Annotated in this window: 17 protein-coding genes and 2 tRNA genes; 15 read left to right on the top strand and 4 right to left on the bottom strand. The window is 69.8% G+C overall.

The window, feature by feature from the left end:
- Nucleotides 1-144: 144 nt before the first annotated feature.
- Nucleotides 145-912, top strand: a complete 768-nt coding sequence (locus AB0O24_RS13205) for a fumarylacetoacetate hydrolase family protein (RefSeq protein WP_307385995.1) — start codon at nucleotides 145-147, stop codon at nucleotides 910-912.
- Nucleotides 905-2,146: an MFS transporter gene (locus tag AB0O24_RS13200; RefSeq protein ID WP_363375450.1), complete on the top strand. Its 1,242-nt coding sequence runs from the start codon at nucleotides 905-907 to the stop codon at nucleotides 2,144-2,146. The genes AB0O24_RS13205 and AB0O24_RS13200 overlap by 8 nt, the downstream gene beginning before the upstream one ends.
- Nucleotides 2,147-2,327: 181 nt before the next feature.
- Here AB0O24_RS13200 and AB0O24_RS13195 read toward each other — a convergent pair whose 3' ends face one another.
- On the bottom strand, nucleotides 2,328-3,413 hold the full coding sequence (locus AB0O24_RS13195; RefSeq protein ID WP_363375448.1) for an aminotransferase class V-fold PLP-dependent enzyme: 1,086 nt from the start codon (nucleotides 3,411-3,413) through the stop codon (nucleotides 2,328-2,330).
- An 80-nt stretch (nucleotides 3,414-3,493) separates the two neighbouring features.
- On the opposite strand from AB0O24_RS13195, the gene AB0O24_RS13190 reads away from it, so the two are divergent.
- The 12 genes from AB0O24_RS13190 to AB0O24_RS13135 all read left to right on the top strand — a co-directional run bounded on the left by AB0O24_RS13190 (nucleotide 3,494) and on the right by AB0O24_RS13135 (nucleotide 18,131).
- Nucleotides 3,494-4,450: a LysR family transcriptional regulator gene (locus AB0O24_RS13190; RefSeq protein WP_275801298.1), complete on the top strand. Its 957-nt coding sequence runs from the start codon at nucleotides 3,494-3,496 to the stop codon at nucleotides 4,448-4,450.
- 10 nt (nucleotides 4,451-4,460) lie between these two features.
- The gene (gene gltX / locus AB0O24_RS13185) at nucleotides 4,461-5,975 is read left to right on the top strand and encodes a glutamate--tRNA ligase (RefSeq protein ID WP_275801299.1); all 1,515 of its coding nucleotides are present in this window, start codon (nucleotides 4,461-4,463) and stop codon (nucleotides 5,973-5,975) included.
- Nucleotides 5,976-6,176: 201 nt separating this feature from the next.
- Nucleotides 6,177-6,248, top strand: a tRNA-Gln gene (locus AB0O24_RS13180).
- 103 nt (nucleotides 6,249-6,351) lie between these two features.
- Nucleotides 6,352-7,038: a hypothetical protein gene (locus AB0O24_RS13175; RefSeq protein ID WP_275799297.1), complete on the top strand. Its 687-nt coding sequence runs from the start codon at nucleotides 6,352-6,354 to the stop codon at nucleotides 7,036-7,038.
- 396 nt (nucleotides 7,039-7,434) lie between these two features.
- A complete protein-coding gene (locus AB0O24_RS13170; protein WP_363375444.1) occupies nucleotides 7,435-9,126 on the top strand; it encodes a hypothetical protein in 1,692 nt (563 codons plus the stop codon).
- 14 nt (nucleotides 9,127-9,140) lie between these two features.
- Nucleotides 9,141-12,674: a S8 family serine peptidase gene (locus AB0O24_RS13165; protein ID WP_363375441.1), complete on the top strand. Its 3,534-nt coding sequence runs from the start codon at nucleotides 9,141-9,143 to the stop codon at nucleotides 12,672-12,674.
- 71 nt (nucleotides 12,675-12,745) lie between these two features.
- Nucleotides 12,746-13,321, top strand: a complete 576-nt coding sequence (locus AB0O24_RS13160; RefSeq protein ID WP_275799306.1) for a helix-turn-helix domain-containing protein — start codon at nucleotides 12,746-12,748, stop codon at nucleotides 13,319-13,321.
- 203 nt (nucleotides 13,322-13,524) lie between these two features.
- Nucleotides 13,525-13,857, top strand: coding sequence for a hypothetical protein (locus AB0O24_RS13155; RefSeq protein WP_275799308.1), 333 nt, complete (start codon nucleotides 13,525-13,527; stop codon nucleotides 13,855-13,857).
- A gap of 156 nt (nucleotides 13,858-14,013) precedes the next feature.
- The gene (locus tag AB0O24_RS13150; protein WP_275799311.1) at nucleotides 14,014-14,796 is read left to right on the top strand and encodes a DeoR/GlpR family DNA-binding transcription regulator; all 783 of its coding nucleotides are present in this window, start codon (nucleotides 14,014-14,016) and stop codon (nucleotides 14,794-14,796) included.
- On the top strand, nucleotides 14,793-15,758 hold the full coding sequence (locus AB0O24_RS13145) for a 1-phosphofructokinase family hexose kinase (RefSeq protein WP_363375437.1): 966 nt from the start codon (nucleotides 14,793-14,795) through the stop codon (nucleotides 15,756-15,758). The genes AB0O24_RS13150 and AB0O24_RS13145 overlap by 4 nt, the downstream gene beginning before the upstream one ends.
- An 18-nt stretch (nucleotides 15,759-15,776) precedes the next feature.
- The gene (locus AB0O24_RS13140; protein WP_363375434.1) at nucleotides 15,777-17,834 is read left to right on the top strand and encodes a fructose-specific PTS transporter subunit EIIC; all 2,058 of its coding nucleotides are present in this window, start codon (nucleotides 15,777-15,779) and stop codon (nucleotides 17,832-17,834) included.
- Nucleotides 17,835-17,861: 27 nt separating this feature from the next.
- Nucleotides 17,862-18,131, top strand: coding sequence for an HPr family phosphocarrier protein (locus tag AB0O24_RS13135; RefSeq protein ID WP_058595874.1), 270 nt, complete (start codon nucleotides 17,862-17,864; stop codon nucleotides 18,129-18,131).
- Between the two features lie 177 nt (nucleotides 18,132-18,308).
- On the opposite strand, the gene AB0O24_RS13130 is transcribed toward AB0O24_RS13135, so the two are convergent.
- On the bottom strand, nucleotides 18,309-18,947 hold the full coding sequence (locus tag AB0O24_RS13130; protein ID WP_275799320.1) for an MBL fold metallo-hydrolase: 639 nt from the start codon (nucleotides 18,945-18,947) through the stop codon (nucleotides 18,309-18,311).
- A gap of 211 nt (nucleotides 18,948-19,158) precedes the next feature.
- On the opposite strand from AB0O24_RS13130, the gene AB0O24_RS13125 reads away from it, so the two are divergent.
- Nucleotides 19,159-19,234: transfer RNA gene (locus AB0O24_RS13125), tRNA-Glu, on the top strand.
- Between the two features lie 215 nt (nucleotides 19,235-19,449).
- Here AB0O24_RS13125 and AB0O24_RS13120 read toward each other — a convergent pair.
- Together AB0O24_RS13120 and AB0O24_RS13115 are read right to left on the bottom strand one after the other, a co-directional pair.
- Nucleotides 19,450-20,496, bottom strand: a complete 1,047-nt coding sequence (locus AB0O24_RS13120) for a DUF4349 domain-containing protein (RefSeq protein WP_363375431.1) — start codon at nucleotides 20,494-20,496, stop codon at nucleotides 19,450-19,452.
- Nucleotides 20,493-21,047 (bottom strand): RNA polymerase sigma factor, encoded by a 555-nt coding sequence (locus AB0O24_RS13115; RefSeq protein ID WP_275799323.1) that lies wholly within the window; start codon nucleotides 21,045-21,047, stop codon nucleotides 20,493-20,495. Before AB0O24_RS13115 ends, AB0O24_RS13120 begins: the two co-directional genes overlap by 4 nt.
- Nucleotides 21,048-21,160: the final 113 nt, after the last annotated feature.

Genomic DNA, 21,160 nt, shown 5'->3' with positions numbered 1-21,160 from the left:
TGTGCACGTGTTTCTGCGCGCGGATCGTGTTTATGGGTGCGGAATCCTGGGCGCGCTGATGCGGTTTCGCTCGACCCGGTCTCGCGCGCTCCGCGCGGGTCGGGAGACGGATGCCATGTCCGACCCCGCGGATAGGCTGAAGCGGTGAAGATCGCTCGATTCAGCCACCAGGATGCCATTCGCTACGGGATCGTCGACGACGGCGAGCTCGTGGTCCTCGCCGGAGACCCGATGTTCGCGGGCTTCGACACGACGGGGGAGCGCGTGCCCCTGTCCGATGTCGCGCTCCTCGCGCCGGTCATCCCGCGGTCGAAGGTGGTCTGCATCGGCAAGAACTACCACGACCACGCCGCCGAGATGGGCGGCGAGGCGCCCGCCGAACCCCTGATGTTCCTCAAGCCCAACACCTCGGTGATCGGCCCGGGCGATGTGATCGTTCGCCCCACGAGTCTGAGCTCGCACACCGACTACGAGGGCGAGCTCGCCGTCGTCATCGGCCGTATCGCCAAGAACGTTCCCGCCGAGAAGGCGAGCGACTACATCTTCGGTTACACCGTGGCCAACGACGTCACCGCGCGAGATCTTCAACGCAGTGATGGGCAGTGGTCGCGCGCGAAGGGGTTCGACACGTTCTGCCCCGTCGGCCCCGTCATCGAGACCGAGCTCGACCTCGAGACCGCCGCGATCACCACCCGCGTCAACGGCGAGGTCCGTCAACAGGGTCCGGTGTCCGACATGATCCACGGCGTCGGCGCCCTGGTCGCGTACGCATCCGCGGTCTTCACGCTCCTGCCCGGCGACCTGATCCTCACCGGCACCCCCGCCGGCGTCGGTCCCTTCGTCGCCGGTGATGCCGTCGAGGTCGAGGTCAGCGGTATCGGGGTTCTGCGCAACACCGCGCGCGATGCCTGACGCGACCGCGCCGGTGGGCATCGACCTCGCCGCCACCCAGCGCCGTACGGTGCGGGTCCTGGCGGCGGGGCAGGTGCTCACCGGAGTGGCTTTCGGGGCCACCCTGTCGCTCGGAGCTCTCCTCGCGGCCGATCTGTCGGGCCAGGAGGCGCTGTCGGGCTTCGCGACCGCCGCGGTCACCCTCGGCGCTGCCCTGACCGCCATTCCGCTCGCCCGACTGGCTGCCCGTCGCGGCCGGCGATTCGCGCTGACGACGGGAAACCTCGCGGCACTCATCGGGATCATCGTCGTCATCGCGGCGGCCGCCACCCGCACCTTCCCCCTGCTGCTGGTGGGCATCGCGCTTATCGGGGCCGGGAACGCCGGCACCCTCCAATCGCGCTTCGCCGCCACCGACCTCGCGACAACCGCACGTCGCGGTCGCGACCTCGCGACGGTGGTCTGGGCGACCACCGTCGGTGGGGTGGTCGGTCCTCTGCTCCTCGCACCCGGTGAGCTCATCGGGGCGAGCATCGGGATGCCGCGGCTGACGGGCGCCTACCTTTTCTCGATCGCCGCGCAGGTGTGCGCGTTCGCTCTGTACGTGCTCGTTCTGCGGCCCGACCCCCTCTTGCTCGCGCAGCGCCTCGACCGGGAGAAGGCGGCTTCCGTGGTCGCGGCCCCCGAGGTCGATCGCCCCGGTCTCGCTCGCTTCGCGATGCTTGCGGTTGCCGCCTCGCACGTCACCATGGCGTCGGTGATGGCGATGACTCCTGTGCACCTGTCGCACATCGTCGCTCCGGATGCCGTCACGCTCGCCGTCGGTGTCACGATCGCGCTGCATGTGTTCGGCATGTACGGCCTGTCCCCGGTGTTCGGCGTCCTCGCCGACCGCGTCGGCCGGCTTGCTGTGATTCTGCTCGGTCAGGCGCTGCTCGCGGCGTCGCTGGTCATCGCATCGCTCTTCGCGGACTCTCAGGCCGGAGTGCTGGTTGCTCTCGTTCTGCTCGGCCTCGGCTGGAGTGCGGCGACGGTGGCGGGCTCCGCCTTGCTGACCGAGGCGACCCCGCTCTCCCTGCGCCCGCGACGACAGGGACGCAGCGACACCCTCATGACCGCCTGCGCCGCAGTCGGATCGGTCCTCGCAGGCGTGATCCTCGGGCTCGTCGGATACGGGGGTCTCGCCCTGTGGGCCTTCGTGCCGGTCGCGCTCGTGTGCGTGGGTGCGGTGGTCGTCCGAGCGCGCGTGTCGTGAGCGTCGGGGCGACATGCCCCCCCCGGCGCGCACGAGAGCCCGCTTACCTATCCGCGTGCGCGTGCGAAACTCCTGAGAGATCGGGGCCGTGCACCGCGCGGCCGTCGAGAACAACGCGGTGAGCCCAGAAAGTCAGGAGTTCTGCACGCGCCCGGGCCGTGGCCGCGTGCGCGCCGACCGCTCAGATCGAGTAGCTCAGAGCTACCGGCCAGGCGGCGGGCACGGCGGTGGTCCCCAGCGCGCGGAGCGCGCGGTCCACGTCGCCGTCGTCGTTGAAGACGTGGAACGCGACGCGCGCTCGGCCCGCGCGTCCCGACGCCGTGATGCCGCGCGCAGACAGCCGCCGGAGGGCTTCGCCGTCGGCATCCGGCCACGTGACGATCGCCGAGGGGCGTACCGGCTGGGGGAGTCCGAGTCCCTCGCGGAAGCGCGCCGCCAACCCCGTCGTGTGGGCGTAGACCTCCGTGATGTCGGCGTCGGCGAACATCTCGATCGCGGGGGCGGCCCCGACGAAGGCCTGCCAGGCGGGCGAGATGTCGAACCGGCGCGCGTCCGGCGCGAGGGTGCCGCCGGTTCCGTAGCACGACGCCCACGGATCGTCTCCCGAGTACCAGCCCGCCTGCACCGGCCGGAGCGACCGCGCGAAATCGGGTCGCACGGTGAGGAAGCCCACGCCACGCGGGCAGCAGAGCCACTTGTACGCGTGACAGACCGTCGCGTCGAAGAGGGTGGCGTCGACCGGATGCCAGCCCGCGGCCTGCGTGAGATCGCACAGCGTGCGCGCCCCGACGCGGGCGGCCGCGGCGACGATCCCCGCGGCATCCACGACTTCTCCGGTCGCCGACTGCACGAGAGAGAAGGCCACGAGAGAGGTCTCGGCATCGACGGCGTGGGCGAGCTCGCCGAGCGACGCGGTGCGCAGACGGATGCCTCGACCGGCGTGGGCGAAGGGGGCGACGAGCGAAGCGAAGTCGCCCTCGGGGCAGAGGACCTCGGCACCGTCGGGAAGCGAAGCGGCGATGAGAGACACCATCACTGACGTCTGCGAGGCGATCGCGACGTCGCTGGCGGGGCAGCGCATGAGGCGCGCGTACGCGCCGCGCGCATCCTCGACGGCGCGGGACGCGGCGGCGACATCGGGGCGACCGGATGCCGCGGCGTCGAGGTCGGCGCGCACGGCGCGCACGGTGGCGCGAGACGGGAGACCGACGGTACAGGCGGCGAGATAGTCGCGGCCGCCGGTGAAGCGGGAGGCGAGGCTGCTCATGGATCCAGGCTCCCGCGGAGCGCGACATTGCACTAGAGCAGGTATTGCATGAGAAACATGCACTCTGCTTATGTATCAGGGTGACCGATCAGGACGACGACCTCGACGCCCATTCGCTCCGCGTCGTGAAGGCCATCGCCGACACCGGCTCGATCACCGCGGCCGCCCACGCGTTGGGCTACAGCCAGCCGGCGGTGAGCCAGCAACTGCGGCGGCTCGAGCGGCGCGCGGGCACGCCCATCGTCGAGCGCGTCGGGCGCGGTGTGCGCCTGACGGAGGCCGGCCGCGTCCTCGCGCGGCACGCGGCGGTGGTCACGACGGCCCTCGAGGCCGCTGCCGGTGACCTCGCCGAGCTGCGTGGTCTGCGGGCCGGTCGCGTGCGCATCGCCGCGTTCCCATCCGCGTCGTCGACCGTCGTTCCCCGCGTCATCGCCGCCGTCACGGCTCGCCGTCCCGGGGTTTCGATCAGTTTCGTCGAAGCCGAGCCGCCCGAAGCGATCGTCGCTGTGCGCGAAGATCGTGCCGACATCGCCCTCACCTACAGCTATCCGGGGGATCGTCGAGAGCTCGACCTCGCCGCCAACGGCCTCTCGGTGCGCGCGGTCGGCGGAGACGACACGGTGCTCGTCCTGCCCGTCGACCACCCGGCTGCCGCCGGCCCCATCGACCTCTCGCGTCTCTCGGGCGAGCGGTGGATCGCGGGGTGCCCCCAGTGTCGCGGGCACCTGCTCGAAGCCTGTGCGCGAGCGGGCTTCGTCCCCGACATCGCCTTCGAGACCGACAACTACATCGCGGTCGAGAACCTCGTCGCACAGGGGGTCGGTGTGGCGATCCTGCCGCGCATGGCCGTGGCATCCTTCCCTCTGCTCGCAGGAATCGCCGCTCCCCGGCTACCGGATGCCGAGGCCCGCACGCTGCACGTGGTGACCGCTCGCGGTGCGGAACGCGTGCCGGCGGTCGGGGTGGCGCTCGACGTCATCGCCGAGGTGCTCGCCGACTACCCTCTGCCCTCGGGGCGTCAGGCGCGCCGCCGGTAGGATCGAGGGGATGTCTGCCTCTCCCGATCCCCGCACCACGACCGCCACCGGCGCCGACGTTCGCGTCCGCTTCTGCCCGTCTCCGACGGGGCTGCCGCACGTCGGTCTCATCCGCACCGTCCTGTTCAACTGGGCCTACGCCCGGCACAACGGCGGAAAGCTCGTCTTCCGCATCGAAGACACCGACGCCGCGCGCGACAGTGAAGAGAGCTACCAGCAGCTTCTCGACGCGCTCCGGTGGATGAACATCGACTGGGACGAGGGCGTCGAGGTCGGCGGTCCTCACGCCCCCTACCGGCAGTCCCAGCGTCACGAGATCTACCGCGAGGTGCTCGACAAGCTCGTCGCGGCCGGCGCCGTATACGAGAGCTACTCGACCGCTGAAGAGATCGACGCGCGCAACGAAGCCAACGGCCGCGCGAAGCAGCTCGGGTACGACAACTTCGACCGCGACCTCACCGAGGAGCAGAAGGCCGCGTTCCGCGCCGAGGGGCGTCAGCCCGCGTGGCGTCTGCGCGTGCCCGACCACGACCTCACCTACGTCGACCTCATCCGCGGCGAGGTGACGTTCCCGGCGGGCTCGTTCCCCGACTTCGTGCTCGTGCGCGCGGGGGGAGTGCCGCTCTATCCGTTCGTGAACCCGGTCGACGACGCCCTCATGGGCATCACCCACGTCATCCGCGGTGAAGACCTCATGCCCTCGACCGCGCGGCAGCTCGCGCTGTACTCGGCGCTGGTGGATGCCGGCGTCACGACGTTCATTCCGCGCTTCGGCCACATGCCGCTGGTGCTGGGTGAGACCGGCAACAAGAAGCTCTCGAAGCGCGACCCGCAGGCCGACCTGTTCCTGCAGCGTGAGAAGGGATTCATCCACGAGGGGCTGCTCAACTACCTCTCGCTGCTCGGGTGGTCTCTGTCGAGCGACCGCGACGTGTTCTCGCTCGACGAGATGGTCGCCGCGTTCGACATCGCCGACGTCAACCCGAACCCCGCGCGTTTCGACCAGAAGAAGGCCGAGGCGATCAACGGCGACCACATCCGGATGCTGGATGCCGGCGACTTCGCCGCGCGGATCGTCCCCTATCTCGCGGGGGCCGGGTTCATCGCCGAGGAGCCGTCGCCGGAGCACCGGGCGATCATCGCCGCCGCCGCGCCCCTCGTTCAAGAGCGTGTGCAGCTGCTCGGCGAGGTACCGGGCATGCTCGGCTTCCTCTTCGTCTCCGAGGTGGAGTACGCCGAAGATGCGCTGAAGGGGCTGCCGGCCAACGCGGCCGAGGTGCTCGTGGCGTCGGTCGGAGCCCTCGAGCTCGTGCCGGGGGCGGAGTTCACCGCCGCGGCCGTGCAGGAGGCGCTGTCGACGGCGCTCGTCGAGGAACTCGGGCTGAAGCCGCGCGTCGCGTACGGGCCGCCCCGCGTGGCGCTGACCGGTCGCCGCGTCTCGCCGCCGCTCTTCGAGTCGATGGAGCTGCTCGGCAAGGCCGAGACTCTGCGTCGCCTCGACGCGTTGGTACGCCACCTCGGCTGAGCGTCCGCCGCCTCTCGCCCCGCCCGCGAGACTCGCAGAACCTCGCAGAATCCCCGTCGGATTCTGCGAGGTTCTCGCATTCTGTGCGCGTTTCGCGCCCGCAGGATTGCGGGGCGCGACGCGCGCGGGCCGACGCCGGTTTGGCACTGGGCCGCGCGTCACGTAAGCTTGATCCTCGGCACGAGTTCCGGCTCAGCGCCTTGGGGTATGGTGTAATTGGCAACACGGCGGTTTCTGGTTCCGTTGTTCTTGGTTCGAGTCCAGGTACCCCAGCAAGACGAAAAGCCCCGGTCAGCGCGCGAAGCGCGAAGAACCGGGGCTTTTGCTTTCCCCCGAGGGGCTCGCACCTACGCGGTCATCCTGATAGGCAGGATGTATGACCACGACCGCCTCTCCACCGCAACGACCGTCGCACGCGGAGCGTCGTACCCGCCGTGAGCGGCTGGCGACGTGGATCACGATCGGTGTCGTGCTCGTCGTCTGCGCCGTCGCGGCGTTCGGGGCGTACGGCATGGCGAACTCGTGGTGGGTCGAGGACGCTCCGACCGCCTCCGCCGATCAGCAACTCCCGGATGGGCAGTCGCGGTTCGACCAGGCCGGCCTCGACTTCCTGAACCGGCAGGGACTCGCCACCGTCGATGTCGTCGACGGTGGCTCCGCAAGTGAAATCGGCCTTCCCCCGAACGGCGACACGCCGGTCGAAACGCTCGTTCCGCTGACCGTCGATGTCCGCGGGAGCGAGGGAGTGATCTCCTTCGCCGGGGTCTCCTCGTTCGCCCTCGCGACGGAGCAGGACCGACTGACCGCTCTGACGGTGGCTCCCGCCTCGAGCACCACCTGGGTCGCCATCCGCTCGGATCTGGAGCAGCGCGCGGCTCAGTGGGGATGGTCGGAGAGTGATCTGCGGGACCTGCAGCAGAACGTCGGGGATGCGGGGCGCGAGGAGGGTGTCGCTCAGACGTTCCGTCTGCCGGCGACGCCCGTCGACGGGATGACCGTCACCGCCGAGGTCTCGGTGGATGAGGGCGGGCGCATTTCCCTGCGATACGTCTTCGCGCGCTGACCCCGCCCGTCCCCTCGTGACGCGTCGCGAGCACAATGGGGTCATGGGAATCTTTGCGCAGCGTCCGGAGGAACCGACCGAGTGGGCGGGGCTGCCCGGTGAGCCACGGCGCCCTCGAAGTCGTGCGGAGATGCTTCCGGAGGACGAGGTGATGAGCGCCTCGCCAGCGGACCTGCTCGGGGTGGGGGAGGCGCATCTCTCGTCGATCTCGATCCCCCTCGAAGTCGAGGGACCCTCTACTGATGACGGGGGAGAGACCGCGTCCACGTGATCGCTACGAGCGCCGCAACATGACGATCATGTGACGGTCTGTGGCGCTGGCAAAAAATATCTGAAAAATTCCTTCACATCGTGCTTCACTGTACGCACATCATCCGTACACCCCCTGAGGCACCTATGAAGAAACCCTGGATCGCCGCCGGTGCGGCCCTCGTCGCCGTCCTCGTCGTCGGTGGCACCGCCGGCACCGTCGCCGTCGCGCAGAGCGGCATCCCCGCCACGTCCACCCTGTCCGACTCGAGCGTCGGGGCCGTGGCATCCGCCATCGATCTCGACCGGGCCGGGTCATTCGTCCTCGCCGAATCGGAGGACACGGCGTCGATCGAGGGGAGCCGCCTGGTCGCTTCGGCACCCGAGACGAGCACCGTGCTCCCCGTCAGCCTCGACGTGACGAGCATCGAGCAGTACTGGCTCTGGGCGAGCGGGGTGGAAGTCACCGCCCACGGTCTCACCCCCGGTGCCGATGTCGAGATCGGCATCGTCTTCTCATCCGGCGTTACGAAGCACTGGGCTCCCGTGCGCGCCGACGAGAACGGAACGCTCGTCACGCGGGTCCGGACGCTCGATGTCGACCCCGAGAACACGCGGCCCGAAGCCGGCCTCGCTCAGATCACAGTCCGCTCCTCGGCCGGGGAGGCCGGTTCGGCGCTGCTCGACGTCACGGCGACGACAGACGTCATCACGGTCTCGAGCGACCCGGCGACGATCAGCCAGGACGAGTTCCTCGACAAACCTGTCACGATCCACGCCAGCGGATTCGCACCGATGACGAAGGTGTTCTTCAACCTCGGCATGCCGGACACCACGATGTTCGCGGTGGGTGAGAACGAAGGCCTGCACTCGGACGAGAACGGGGATTTCTCCTACCAGCTGCAGATGAACTCGGTCAACTCACAGGTGGGGACCTGGCTCATGAGCTTCGTCTCCGACGACCGCAGCGGTTCCGCCACCTTCCAGGTGACGGCGGGAGCCGCGCGCACCCCCGACAAGAAGGTGACGCCCGCACGCAGCGAGATCTCTGTCGCCGACTTCGTCGCCGAGCCCGGCATGCGCTTCGCCCTCGAGGGGTTCCTCCCCTTCGACACGTACGAGCTGCTGTTGACCACCTCGCGGGGGTACACCGCATCGCTCGGCATCTCGCGCACCAATGGTGAAGGTCGACACAGCAATGCGATCACCAGTCCCAAGGGAATACCGGAGGGGGAGTACACCGTGACCGCCCGGTCGACCACGACGGGCGACTACGCGATCGGCACTTTCCGCGTCACCGGAAATCCGGATGCTCCTGCGTCCGAGGTCTCGCTGTCGGCGGGTTCCGTGACCGCCGGTTCGCTCGCGGATTCGACGAAGGGCGTCTTCCTCTCCGGGCGTGACGTCACGCCGGGGACGAGCTTCCGTGTCTCGCTTCGCAACGGAGCCTGGGAGCGGCAACCGCTGCTCGTCGGCGCGGACGCGTACGCCACGGTCGGCGACGATGGAAGACTCGCACTCCAACTCGTCACTCTGCAGCGTCTCGCGCCCGGAACGTACATGGTGTGGGCGGAGGGCGGCGGCGGGGCCGCGGCCTACAACGTGCAGCTGCCGCTCGAGGTGACCGCCGACGCCACGTCGACGACCCCGTCGGTCGCTCCGGAGACGCGTCTTGCTCCCGTCGAGGAAGCGCCCGCTCTGCCGCAGCCCACTCCCGACGCGTCGGAGAGCCCTGCTCCCGCACCGGCACCAAGTGTGTCGCCGACCCCGATCCCCGATGCGATCGAGAACCACGTGCCGAATCCGGCGCTTCCCGTTCCGACCGTTCCCGCCCGCTGACTTCAGGAAACTTCATGATTACTCCCCGTTCGGCGCGTTCGCGCGCCTGCGCTCTGGTCGGGGCCGGCCTGCTCGCGACCACACTGTCGCTCGGTGCCGCCCTGCCCGCCGGTGCCGCCCCCGGCACTCTCGATGAGATCGCTCTCGCCCCCGCAGGCCCGAGCACGGGCACGCCCCTGCCCGATTCCGTGGTCTCCGCGGACGGACCGGTCGACGTGTTCGTCCAGACACGCGGCGACAGCGCCCTCGGCGTGCACAGCGCCTGGCAGGCGCGAGGAGCGTCGGAAGACGCGGCGTCGGCCGCCGCCGCCGATACGGCGACCGACAACGCCGAGGTCGCCGATCGCGTGTCGGAAGCGCTCGAGCAGATCGATCCGGATGCCAAAGTGCTCTACACCTCGACGTACTCCGTCCCGGGCATCGCGGTCAACGCGGATGCGGACACGCTGCGCGAGCTGGCCGAGCGGCCGGACGTCGAGAAGGTGTCCCGCATCGTCACGCAGTCGATCGAGCTGCCCGCCGCCACCGATGCGTCGCCGTCGAACTCCGCGTCGGACGCTTTGACGCGTGCGGTCAATGCCTGGCAGCAAGCGGGACGCACCGGCAAGGACGTGACCGTCGCCGTGGTGGACACCGGCGTTGACTACACCCACGCCGACTTCGGCGGTCCGGGAACGAAAGAGGCGTACAAGCAGGCGCTCGCCTCGACCGACGCGCCTGCCGCCGGCTGGTTCGACCCGGCCAAGTACCTCGGTGGGTGGGACTTCGCCGGCCCGACGTACAACGGGGCCAACGGTACGCCCTCGTACGACCCGATCCCGCGTCCCGACGCCAACCCGATCGACGGGCCCGGAGGCAACCATGGCACGCACGTTGCGGGAACCGCCGTCGGCCTGGGCGTCGACAAGGACCAGAAGACGTTCCGCGGCGATTACAAGGCACTCTCGGCGGAGAGCGTGCGGTCGACGTTCTCGATCGGCCCGGGCTCTGCTCCGGAGGCAGGACTCATCGCTCTGAAGGTGTTCGGCGACAACGGTGGCAGCACGGCTCTCACCGGAGCCGCTCTGGAGTGGATCGCTCAGAAGGTGGCATCCGGAACCTCGATCGACGTCGTCAACCTCTCGCTGGGCACGAACTACGGCGCGATCGACGACCCCGACAACGCCAAGCTCCAGGTGCTGGTCGACGCCGGCATCCTTCCCGTGGTGGCCGCGGGCAACTCGGGCGACGTCACCGACGTCGGAGGGAGCCCCGGCACCACGATGGGTGCTCTCACGGTTGCCGCGTCATCGAGCGGGCACGGCCTCGCCGATGCGGCCAAGGCCACCGTCGGCGACCCGGCGCAGAACGCTCCCGAGAAGATCAAGGTGCAGTACTCGCAGGAGTTCGGCTGGGACTTCGAGGTCGCGGCGAACGTCGTCGCCCTGTCGGAGAAAGCCAACGCGGATGGATGCAAGCCTTTCGACGCCGCCGACCGCCCTCGAGTACAGGGCAAGATCGTGTGGCTCGAGTGGGACGACGCGGATGTGGCGTGCGGTTCCGCCAAGCGATTCGACAACGCGCATGAAGCGGGAGCGGTCAGCGTCGTGCTCACCGGCCAGGCGGACTCGTTCGAGAACGGGATCGCGGGCAACGCCGCCATTCCCGGCGCACAGCTCACGGGCGACTCGACCAACGCTCTTCGCCCGGCGATGGAAGAGGGGCGGCTCATGATCGAGCTGCGCTCGGATCTCCGCCGCACGATCGAGGTGTTCGACTCGTCGCGCGTCGACACCGCGGCATCCTTCACCTCGCGTGGCACCCACGGCTCGATCGACGACGTCCTGAAGCCCGACGTGTCGGCCCCCGGCGTCTCGGTGATCTCGGCCGGTAACGGCTCGGGAACGGGTCTCGAGGTGCTCAGCGGCACGTCGATGGCCGCACCGCACGCCGCGGGCGTCGCCGCACTGGTCGTCGAAGCTCACCCCGAGTGGTCAGCGGAACAGGTCAAGCAGAAGGTGATGAACACCGCGGCGCACGACATCGTGACCGCCGGTGCCGATCCTCGCGCCTATGGCCCCGCTCGCGTCGGTGTGGGGCGAATCGACGCCTTGGCCGCTGTCGAGGGAGACATCACCCTCCGCTCGGTCGAGAACGGCGACCTGCTCAGCGCCTCGTTCGGCGTGATCGACGCCGGCACCGAGCCGATCGTGCAGACGAGAACCATCGCTGTCGGCAACGACGGGACGGATGCCACCACCCTCGACCTGCGATACTCCCCGCGTACCGAGACCCCGGGCGTGGCCTATGACGTGAGCCCGTCCACGGTCACGGTTCCGGCGGGAGGCCGTGTCGATGTGACGCTGACGCTGCGCATCGACGACCCCGCCGCTCTGCGCCGCACCCTCGACCCGACGATGCAGGCCGAGACCGGGGGAGCGCCCCGCCAGTACCTCGCGGACGCCTCGGGCGTCATCGAGGCGACCGGACCCACGGGAACCTACCCCGTGCGCCTCGCGGTGTACGCCGCGCCGCGTCCCTATTCGGAGACGCACACGGAGGGGATCGCGTTCGACGGCACGTCGGGCACCCTGACGGTCGTGGGTCGAGGGCTCGACCAGGGTGAGGGCCGCGAACGCTACCGTTCGATGATGGTGCCCCTGATCCTCGGCACCACCGACCCGGACGACACGTTCCCCGACACATCAGCCCAGCGCACGCTGGAGAGCGCTGACATCCTCGCCGTGGGAGCGTCGTCGACAGCGCCGCTGCTCGCGGATCCGACGCAGGGCGTGCTCACCTTCGGTCTGCAGATGGACGGCGAATGGGCGCGGATGTCGCCCCTGACCTGGCCGTCGGTGCAGCTCGACGTGAACGGTGACACCCGTGCGGACTTCATCGTGCAGGTGCAGCCCGGCGACGCCGGTGATGTGCCGGTGGCGATGACGATCGATGCCGTGACGGGCGACACGATCGAGGAACGTCCGGTCAACGGTGTGTTCGGTGATCAGGGGACGAATGTCTTCGACAACACCGTTCTCACGATGTCGACCTCGCTGAAGGCGCTCGGATACACGCCGGGCACCACGCAGACGACGATCCGCTACCTCGCGCAGACGCGGTCGTACTACAACCCCGCTTTCGACGGTGGCTATCAGAGCGCGCTGGTCGATCAGACGGCTGCGGCCACGATCGACGCCTACACGCCCGCCCTGGCGTTCGGGGACTCCGGGTCGACGTTGTTCGCTGACGCTGCGGGATCGGTTGCGGTGAAGCGGGCGGGGAAGGAGACGCCTCAGGTGCTCGTCCTCCACCTGCACGGCGATGGCGATGCGCGCGCGGAGATCGTCACCCCGACGGTCGTCCCTGAGCCCACGCCCACGCCGACGGACCCGGTCCCGAGCCCGACCGCATCCACCCCCGACGGTGGGGCGACAACTCCGCCCTCGCGCGGCGGCCTCGCCTCGACCGGTGTCGATGGCGTCGCGCTCATGTGGCTCGGTGCCGGTGCGGGTGCCGCGCTGGTCGCCGGATCGGCGATCGCGTGGCGACGCCGCCGACGCTCCTGAGTCCTGCCTCGGCGGGCGTCGCGCATCTCTCGGGATGCGCGGCGCCCGCCGAGGCGGCACACTGGGGGGACATGTCCGATCAGACGCTCGTCATCTCCGACCCTCGCGCGGTCCGCGCCATGGCGAATCCTCTGCGCATGGTCGTGGTCGACGAGCTGTATCGACGTCAGGGTCCGGCGACCGCCACCGAACTCGCCGAGCTCGTCGGGCTCAGCCCGAGCGCGATGAGCTACCACCTCCGGGCGGCCGAATCCACAGGACTCATCCGGCGCGGTGAGTCGACGGACGGACGCGAACGGCCCTGGCTCCCCGCGGCGCCGAGCTACTCGCTCGTGGCGAGTGCGGAGTCGGATGCCGTTCAGCGGATGGTCCTGATCGATTCACGCCTGACCCCCATGCGTCAGCGCATGGAGGAACTGCTGGCGGTGCGGTCTGTCCGCCCTCCGGATGCCGACATCACCTACATGGTCCTGCGGACGGGGCAGCTGCTGTTGAGCGCCGACGAGGTGGGCCGGCTCCAGGACCGCGTCATGGAGGTCTTCGACGAGTTCGAGGCCCTGAGCGCCGGTCGCTCCGAGGAGGGCGAACTGCGGCGCGCGCGGTATATGTGGTCGATCGTCCCGGAGCAGATTCAGCCCGAGGATTGAATCCGGGAGCCGAGGCCGCGCACGGGTCGCCTGCGGTGATTCCGACGGGGCCGGGGTAGCATCCGGGAGCGCAGTGTGGAGAATCGCCCCGACGGAAGAGGTCTGATGTGAAGCGTTCGTCGTTCTTGGTCGCGGGAGCTGTGATCACCGGAGCCCTCTTGGCGGGATGTGCGCCCGCGGCTGATCCGACGCCGAATTCGGACGTGAGTGCGTCCGTGGCACCGGCGGACCCCCAACCGTCCGCGAGCTCGCAGGCTCTGCCGCCGACGGTCGTGTCGCCCGGTGACCTCGACGGACGGGACGTGTCGGTCATCGTCGGCACGGCCCTGGTCATCGCCGCGCCGGACGGCACGGACGCGGAGTGGACCGGGACGACCGCGGATCGCACCATCGCGGAGTTCTCGGCCGGCGGGGCCTCCGAAGGCGCGACGTTCCATCCTGGCTTCATCGCGCGGGGGACGGGAACGACCGACGCGACGCTCAGCGGACCGGACGGAAAAGAGATCGCCTTCCGCATTTCGGTGGTCGCCCCCTGACACTCGGCGGGCTCGTCCGACAGCAGACCCGAGTGCCATTGTCGGGCCGCCGGGGGCGAAACCTCCTGTCCGTACCGTGCTCTGCGTTCCCCTGTCAGATGTGTTGATACGTGTGGCTTCGTGTTGTATCGTGTGGGAATCCTCGAAGGAGATCCCGTGTACGCAATGGAGCGCCAGCAGCTCATCGAGCGCGAACTGCGCGAGGTCGGACGTGTCAGCGTCGTCGACCTGGCCCGTCGCTTCGATGTGACCACGGAGACCGTCCGTCGCGATCTCGACCGCCTCGAGACCACCGGGTCTCTCCGCCGCGTCCACGGCGGGGCCGTGAGCATCGATCGCGCCAGCACCGCCGAGTCGACGCTGACCGAACGTCGTGAGCGTCACGGTGACGCGAAGCGCGCGATCGCCGCGAGCGCGGCCGCTCTGCTGGGTTCCGACTTCCGAGGCTCGATCTTCGTCGACGCGGGCACGACGGCCGCCGCCGTCGCTGCAGCGCTGCCCGCCACGCTCACCGTCTCCGCCGGAGTCGAAGTCGTCACGCACTCGCTCGAAGCCGCGCACCTCCTCGCCGGTGAGGAGCGTCTGTCGCTCACCACCATCGGCGGTCGCGTGCGCGGCGTGACCGCCGCCGCCGTCGGTGCCCACACCGTCCGCGCGATCGGGCAGTTGCGGCCCGACATCGCCTTCATCGGCACCAACGGTCTGAGTGCGACGTTCGGTCTCAGCACCCCGGATCCCGAAGAAGCCGCCGTGAAGACGGCCATCATCCAGTCCGCGCGTCGGATCGTGCTCCTTGCCGACGCGGCCAAATTCGGAGAGGAACTACTCGTGAGCTTCGCTCGTCTCGACGAGATCGACGTCCTCGTCACCGACACCCCGCCGACCGGTGCCCTCTCCGAGGCCCTGGCGGACGCCGATGTGGAGGTACGCGTCGCATGATCGTCACCCTGACCGCCAACCCCTCGGCTGATCGGGCCGTCGTCCTCGCGGAGGCGCTCGCGCCGGGCGAGGTGCAGCGCGCACTGTCGTCACGCGAGGACGCCGGGGGCAAGGGCGTCAACGTCGCCCGCGTCGTCACCGCGGCGGGCGCACCGGCGCGGGCCGTCGTCCCGGTGAACGGCCACGACCCCTACCGCCTTCTGCTCGAAGACGCCGGCATCGCGCTCGACCTCGTCGAGGTCGCGGGCCGCGCGCGAGCGAACCTCACCATCACCGACCCGGCGGGCGAGACCACCAAGCTCAACCTCCCCGGGGCCGAGCTCTCCGCTGCGGAAGCCCGCGCGCTCGTGGCGGGCGTCGTCGCCGCGGCAGAGGGCGCGAGCTGGCTCGTCCTGGCCGGATCGCTGCCGCCGGGCGTGCCGCCGACGTTCTACGCCGATCTCATCGCGGCCGTCCGCGAGCGGTGGGGGAGCGCTGCTCCACGGATCGCCGTCGACGCCTCCGGCGCCGCTCTGGCCGCGGTCGTCGAGACCGCCCAGCCGGATCTCATCAAGCCCAACCACGAAGAACTCGCCGAGCTCGTCGGTGAGGATGCCGCGGACGACGCCGACGTTCTCGCCGAGGCGGCGCGTCGCGCACGCGCCCTCGTCCACGGGCGCGTGGCATCCGCTCTGGTCACCCTCGGCGCCGACGGCGCGTTGCTCTTCTCGTCCGAGGGCGCCTGGCGCGGACGAGCCCCCAGAATTCACGTCGCGAGCACGGTCGGCGCGGGTGACAGCTCGCTCGCCGGCTATCTGCTCGCCGATCTCGAGGGAGCCTCGGCTCCCGTACGTCTTGCGCGCAGCATCGCCTACGGTGCCGCCGCCGCGACCCTACCGGGAACGCAGGCCCCCACCCCGGCCGATCTTCCCTCCGGGACGATCACCGTTTCCGATTTCCCCACCCCCATCGCAACATCCTGACCACGGAGGTCACTGCCCATGTCCGACATCATCACTCCGGAGCTCGTCAGCCTCGACGCGCCCCTGGGCACCGACAAGCAGTCGGTGATCCGAGCCCTCGCCGAGCGCGTCGTCGCGCAGGGTCGCGCGACCAGCGCGCAAGAGCTGTTCGACGACGCCTGGGCGCGTGAGCAGAAGGACGAGACCGGCCTGCCCGGCGGGATCGGTATCCCGCACGCGCGCAGCGCCTCGGTCACCGAGCCGACTCTCGCGTTCGCCCGCCTCACCCCCGGCGTCGACTTCGGCGCCCCCGACGGGCCCGCCGACATCGTCTTCCTCATCGCCGCACCGGCCGGTGCCGACGAAGCGCACCTCGCGGTGCTCTCGCAGCTGGCCCGCAGCCTCATGAACGACCAGTTCATGTCGGGCCTGCGTTCGGCCTCGACCCCCGCCGACGCGGTGCGGATCATCACGGATGCCCTGAACCCGGCGCCCGCGCCGGCAGCGGCCGAGGCCCCCGCCGCGACCCGCGCGGAAGCACGCACCGCCACGGCGACGAAGACGAAGAAGATCGTCGCCGTCACCGCGTGCGCGACCGGCATCGCCCACACCTTCATGGCCGCCGACGCGCTCACCGCCGCCGGCGCCGAGACCGAGGGCGTGGAGCTCATCGTCGAGCCGCAGGGCTCGAGTGGCTACAAGGCCCTCCCGCAGAGCGTGATCGACGACGCCGACGCCGTGATCTTCGCGGTCGACGTCGACGTGCGCGAGCCCCAGCGCTTCGCGGGCAAGCCCGTCGTCCGCGCGGGTGTCAAGCGCGGCATCGAGCAGCCGAAGCAGCTCATCGCCGAGGCCCTCGCCGCGAGCGACAACCCGAACGCCGCACGCGTGCAGGGCGGTGCCGCCTCGGCATCCGCTCCCGACGCCCCGGTCGCGCAACAGTCGGTGGGCCGTCGCATCCAGCGGTGGCTGCTCACCGGCGTCAGCTACATGATTCCGTTCGTCGCCGGTGGCGGTCTGCTCATCGCGCTCGGCTTCCTGCTCGGTGGCTACGAGGTCACCAAGGACGCCAAGGACATCATCATCCAGAACTCGCTCTGGGATCTGCCGACCGAGGGGATCACGTCGTCGTTCGGCCCGATCGGCCAGTACCTCGGCTCGGTCGCCTTCATGATCGGTGCCACCTCGATGGGCTTCATCGTCGCCGTGCTCGCGGGCTTCATTGCCTACGCGATCGCCGACCGTCCCGGTATCGCTCCGGGCTTCGTCGCCGGTGCCGTAGCGGTGCTGATGAACGCCGGCTTCATCGGCGGCATCATCGGCGGTCTGCTGGCCGGATTCATCGCCTGGTGGCTCGGGCGCTTCGACGCCCCGCGCTGGTTGCGCGGTCTCATGCCGGTCGTGATCGTTCCGTTCCTCGGCTCGATCTTCGCCTCGGGTCTGATGATCCTCTTCCTCGGTCGCCCGATCGCCTCGCTCATGGCCGCGCTCACCGATGGACTCACGTCGCTCGCGGCCAGCAGCGCGGGCGCGATCGTGCTCGGCGTGATCCTCGGCCTCATGATGTGCTTCGACCTCGGTGGCCCGGTCAACAAGGTCGCGTACGTCTTCGCCACGACCGGCCTCGCCGCCGCATCGCAGACCAACACCGCGCCCTACCTGATCATGGCCGCGGTCATGGCGGCGGGCATGGTTCCCCCGCTCGCGATGGCGCTCGCCTCGACCCTGCTCGCCCGGGGCAAGTTCACCCCCGTCGAACGTGAGAACGGTGCCGCCGCCTGGCTGCTCGGAGCCTCGTTCATCTCCGAGGGGGCGATCCCGTTCGCCGCGGCCGACCCCCTGCGCGTCATCCCCGCCTCGATGGTGGGTGGGGCGATCACGGGTGGCCTGAGCATGCTGCTGAGCGTGCAGTCGTTCGCCCCGCACGGTGGCATCTTCGTCTTCTTCGCGATCACCCCGTTCTGGGGTTTTGCCCTCGCGATCGTGGCGGGTACCGTCGTGACGGCGCTGATCGTCGTGGCCCTCAAGGGTCTCGGCCACAGCACCAAGGACGCCGCCGTCGCCGAGGCTGCGCCCGCAGCCACGGTCGCCGCCTAACACCCCGTCGAATCGAAAGGATTCACCATGGCAGAACGTCAGGCCACCATCGCCAGCGCCTCGGGCCTCCACGCCCGTCCCGCGAAGCTCTTCGTGCAGGCCGTGCAGGAGAAGAAGATCCCCGTCACGATCGCAGCGAACGGCGGCGCCGACCTCAACGCTGGCAGCATCCTCTCACTCATGGGCCTCGGCGCCGGTCACGGCACGGTAGTGACGCTCAAGGCCGAGGGTGAGGGTGCCGAGCAGGCCCTCGACGAGCTCGTCGCTCTCCTCGAGACCGACCTCGACGCGCAGTAAACACTTCACGCAGAACACCGGATGCCACGGGCCTGACGGCTCGTGGCATCCGGTGTTCTGGCGTTTCGGGGCGGCCGTCGTGTTCCGGACTCCGGACCAGCCCGGGCTCAGCGCCGCACCCGAGACGCGTTACCCGCCGAGAGCCTCACCCGTTCCGGAGTCCGGGACGACGCCGCGTCACACGTCGGTCGAGTCGCCCGGCTTGAGATCGACGAATGACCCGCCATTCTGCTCGGCGGCCCAGGTCAATCGCCCATCGCCCATCTGCTTGCCGGCAGCTGAGAGGGTCATGTCGTGCGTGGCGAAGACGCGCTCGGGCTTGACGTCGAGGACGAAGTCGATCGCGTCGCCGATCTTCAACCAGGGGGCGCCCACGGGGGCCGCGAGCAGAGCGACCTTCTTGTGCTTCGGGACGGTGTACGAATCGCCCGGGTAGTACAGCGCACCGTTCACCAGGACGCCGACATTGTCGATGACCGGGATGGACTCGTGGATGACGGCGTGCTTCCCGCCGAAGAACTCCAGGTGGAAGGGCGCGAGGTCGAGGGTATCGCCCGGATGCACGACCGTGATCTCGAAGCCCACCGCGGCCTGCTTGACTCCCTCGGGGCCGTAGATCGGTGTGCCGGGGTGCGCTTCCAACAGACGCGTCAGATGCTCAGGCGTCCAGTGATCCGGGTGTTCGTGGGTGAGGACGATGCCCACGAGTCCGTCGAGTCCCTCGAGCGGCGAGGTGAAGGTCCCCGGATCGATGACGAGCGTGTGTCCCGACTCGGTGAGGACGAGGGCGGCGTGTTCGTGCTTGGTTACTCGCATGGCCGCAAGTCAACTCTTCGCACGACGGTGCGGCAACCGCTGGCGCGCACGACCGTGGCGGAGTAGATATGCTCGCCGGGGGATACTCGACGAGCTCTTCCCCCTGTCGTGCGATGGCGGTACGGTGGCCGGACACGCCCGAGATCCGCGGCGATCCCGCCCCGATTTTGCCTGCGTGTTTTTGTGGTGCATACTTGAACGGTTGCGACGCGGCCCCATCGTATAGCGGCCTAGTACGCCGCCCTCTCACGGCGGTAACGCGGGTTCGAATCCCGCTGGGGTCACCAACGACAAAAAGGCTCCGACCGAATGGTCGGGGCCTTTTTGTTGTTCGGGTGCCGCGGCTGGACGAGGAGCCGCATGAGCGGGTTGGGCCCCACCGCCCGGAGGCTCCGCACGCTCGGCGGTGCGCGCCCGCCATGCGCAGAATCGGAGATGTGCAACGGATTCGGATGCCGCGAGCACTGGCATCCGAATCCGTTGGCGGCGTCCGACTCCGGCGTCACACGTCCGCGTCAGTCGACCGGCGACGCCGGGCCCGCCGGACTCCCCACACCACCGCGCCGATCACCGCGGCCACGGCGAGCCAGGGGAGAAGGAAGCCCAGCCCGATCACGACGCCGTTCAGCGCGGCGACGAGACCGTTCCACCCCGCGACGAGGCCGTCGCCGAAGCCGGCGGGATCGGCCGAGACGGTCGAGGCCTGAGGGAGCACCTGCACCGACAGCGACGACATCGCCACCTGGGACTCCAGGAGCGTCAGCTGTTGCCGGTCCGCGTCCAGCTGCGCCTGGCGCTCGGCGAGAGCCGACTCGGCCGCGATGAGATCGCTCACCGAGGCCGCCTGCGCCATCAGCTCGGTCAGACGGGCGACGGATGCCTCTGCCGCGGCGACGCGTGCCCGCAGGTCGACCGCCTGATCGGTGACATCGCTTCGGTTCACGCTCGACGCGGTCACGGTCCCGATGTCGGACAGGCCGTCCATGACGCCCGTGAGCTTGTCGGCGGGGACGCGGACGGTGACCCACGCGGTCGAGGGATCACCGCTCGCGCCCTGCGGCATATCCTGCCCCTCGAACGGCACCGCGCCGGACGCGCCGCCGACCTGCGACGATTCGACGTAGCCTCCGACGGAGGTCGCGGCATCCGAGATCCGGGTGACGGCGGCGCCGACGTCGCTCGCCTCGACGGTGGCCGATCCGTTCGCGACGATCTCGCGCGTGGGAGCGCCGGGCGCGGCCTCGGTGACCGATCCATCGAGCGCGCGGGCATCGGCGGCACTACCCGCGGCCCCGGAGTACTGCTCCGTGAGGGCGCCTCCACCCGCCGCGGACTGCTCGAACAGCGCGCGGCTGCCGCCGTTCATGACGGCGGGGCCGACGATGGCCGCGATCAGGACCACGCTGGCAGCCGCGGCGGTCCACCCGCCGATCCGGGCGCGACGTCGCCGGCGATCGGCGCGGGCGGAGTCGCTGATGCGCGCGAAGATCACCCTCTCCATCGATTCGATCCGGTCGTCGTCGAGAGGGGGGAGCGTGGGGGTGTTCATGGGGTCTCCGTCTCCATTGCGGTGGCGCGCATCCGAGACCGGATGCGGGAGAGGCGATTGCGCACCGTGCCGTGCGTGACGCCGAGATGCTCTGCCGCAGCCTGGTAGCCGTAGCCCTCGGCGGCGCACAGACGGAAGATCTCGCGATCCACCTCGCCGAGGCCGTCGACCTCGGCGAGGATCGCACGCACCGTTTCCGCGTCGACGACCTCCTGCTCGACGTCGACGCGCGCCGGCATCTCGGGGTCGAGGGCGGCGTGCGACCCGTGACGCGCCCGGGCACGGAGGCGGTTCGCCGCCTGCAGGCGACAGACCGTCGAAAGCCACGGCAGGAGCGACGTCCCCTCCAGCGTCATACCGGGCAGCTTCTTCCACGCGACGACGAACGTGTCCTGCACGACGTCGTCCGCATCGCTGGGATTGCCGACCAGGCCCAGTGCCGTCCAGTACACGGGGCGGACGTACGCGCGGTACAGCGATCGGAAGGCCATCTCCGACCCGCCCGCTGCGCGCGCGACGAGCGCCCTGTCGTCGATCACGTCGTCGGTCATCGGCATCCACTTCTCGTCGGGAGCGGCTCTGCGAGCACTCTCTCACTGAGAGGTGTTCGGGCGCGCGCGATCGTCTCACGGAGATATGCACGCAATGAGCACTACGTGCACAA

It is taken from the genome of Microbacterium sp. NPDC086615 (assembly GCF_040686055.1).
GTDB lineage: Bacteria > Actinomycetota > Actinomycetes > Actinomycetales > Microbacteriaceae > Microbacterium.
The sequence above is the reverse complement of the archived record's forward strand: the minus strand, read 5'-3'. Positions and strand labels throughout refer to the sequence as shown.

Bases quoted from the DNA above. Each gene is read 5' to 3' on its own strand.
- AB0O24_RS13200 (WP_363375450.1), top strand. From the start codon at position 905: ATGCCTGACGCGACCGCGCCGGTGGGCATCGACCTCGCCGCCACCCAG.
- AB0O24_RS13195 (WP_363375448.1), bottom strand. From the start codon at position 3,413: ATGAGCAGCCTCGCCTCCCGCTTCACCGGCGGCCGCGACTATCTCGCC.
- gltX (WP_275801299.1), top strand. From the start codon at position 4,461: ATGTCTGCCTCTCCCGATCCCCGCACCACGACCGCCACCGGCGCCGAC.
- AB0O24_RS13175 (WP_275799297.1), top strand. From the start codon at position 6,352: ATGACCACGACCGCCTCTCCACCGCAACGACCGTCGCACGCGGAGCGT.
- AB0O24_RS13170 (WP_363375444.1), top strand. From the start codon at position 7,435: ATGAAGAAACCCTGGATCGCCGCCGGTGCGGCCCTCGTCGCCGTCCTC.
- AB0O24_RS13165 (WP_363375441.1), top strand. From the start codon at position 9,141: ATGATTACTCCCCGTTCGGCGCGTTCGCGCGCCTGCGCTCTGGTCGGG.
- AB0O24_RS13160 (WP_275799306.1), top strand. From the start codon at position 12,746: ATGTCCGATCAGACGCTCGTCATCTCCGACCCTCGCGCGGTCCGCGCC.
- AB0O24_RS13145 (WP_363375437.1), top strand. From the start codon at position 14,793: ATGATCGTCACCCTGACCGCCAACCCCTCGGCTGATCGGGCCGTCGTC.
- AB0O24_RS13140 (WP_363375434.1), top strand. From the start codon at position 15,777: ATGTCCGACATCATCACTCCGGAGCTCGTCAGCCTCGACGCGCCCCTG.
- AB0O24_RS13135 (WP_058595874.1), top strand. From the start codon at position 17,862: ATGGCAGAACGTCAGGCCACCATCGCCAGCGCCTCGGGCCTCCACGCC.
- AB0O24_RS13130 (WP_275799320.1), bottom strand. From the start codon at position 18,947: ATGCGAGTAACCAAGCACGAACACGCCGCCCTCGTCCTCACCGAGTCG.
- AB0O24_RS13120 (WP_363375431.1), bottom strand. From the start codon at position 20,496: ATGAACACCCCCACGCTCCCCCCTCTCGACGACGACCGGATCGAATCG.
- AB0O24_RS13115 (WP_275799323.1), bottom strand. From the start codon at position 21,047: ATGACCGACGACGTGATCGACGACAGGGCGCTCGTCGCGCGCGCAGCG.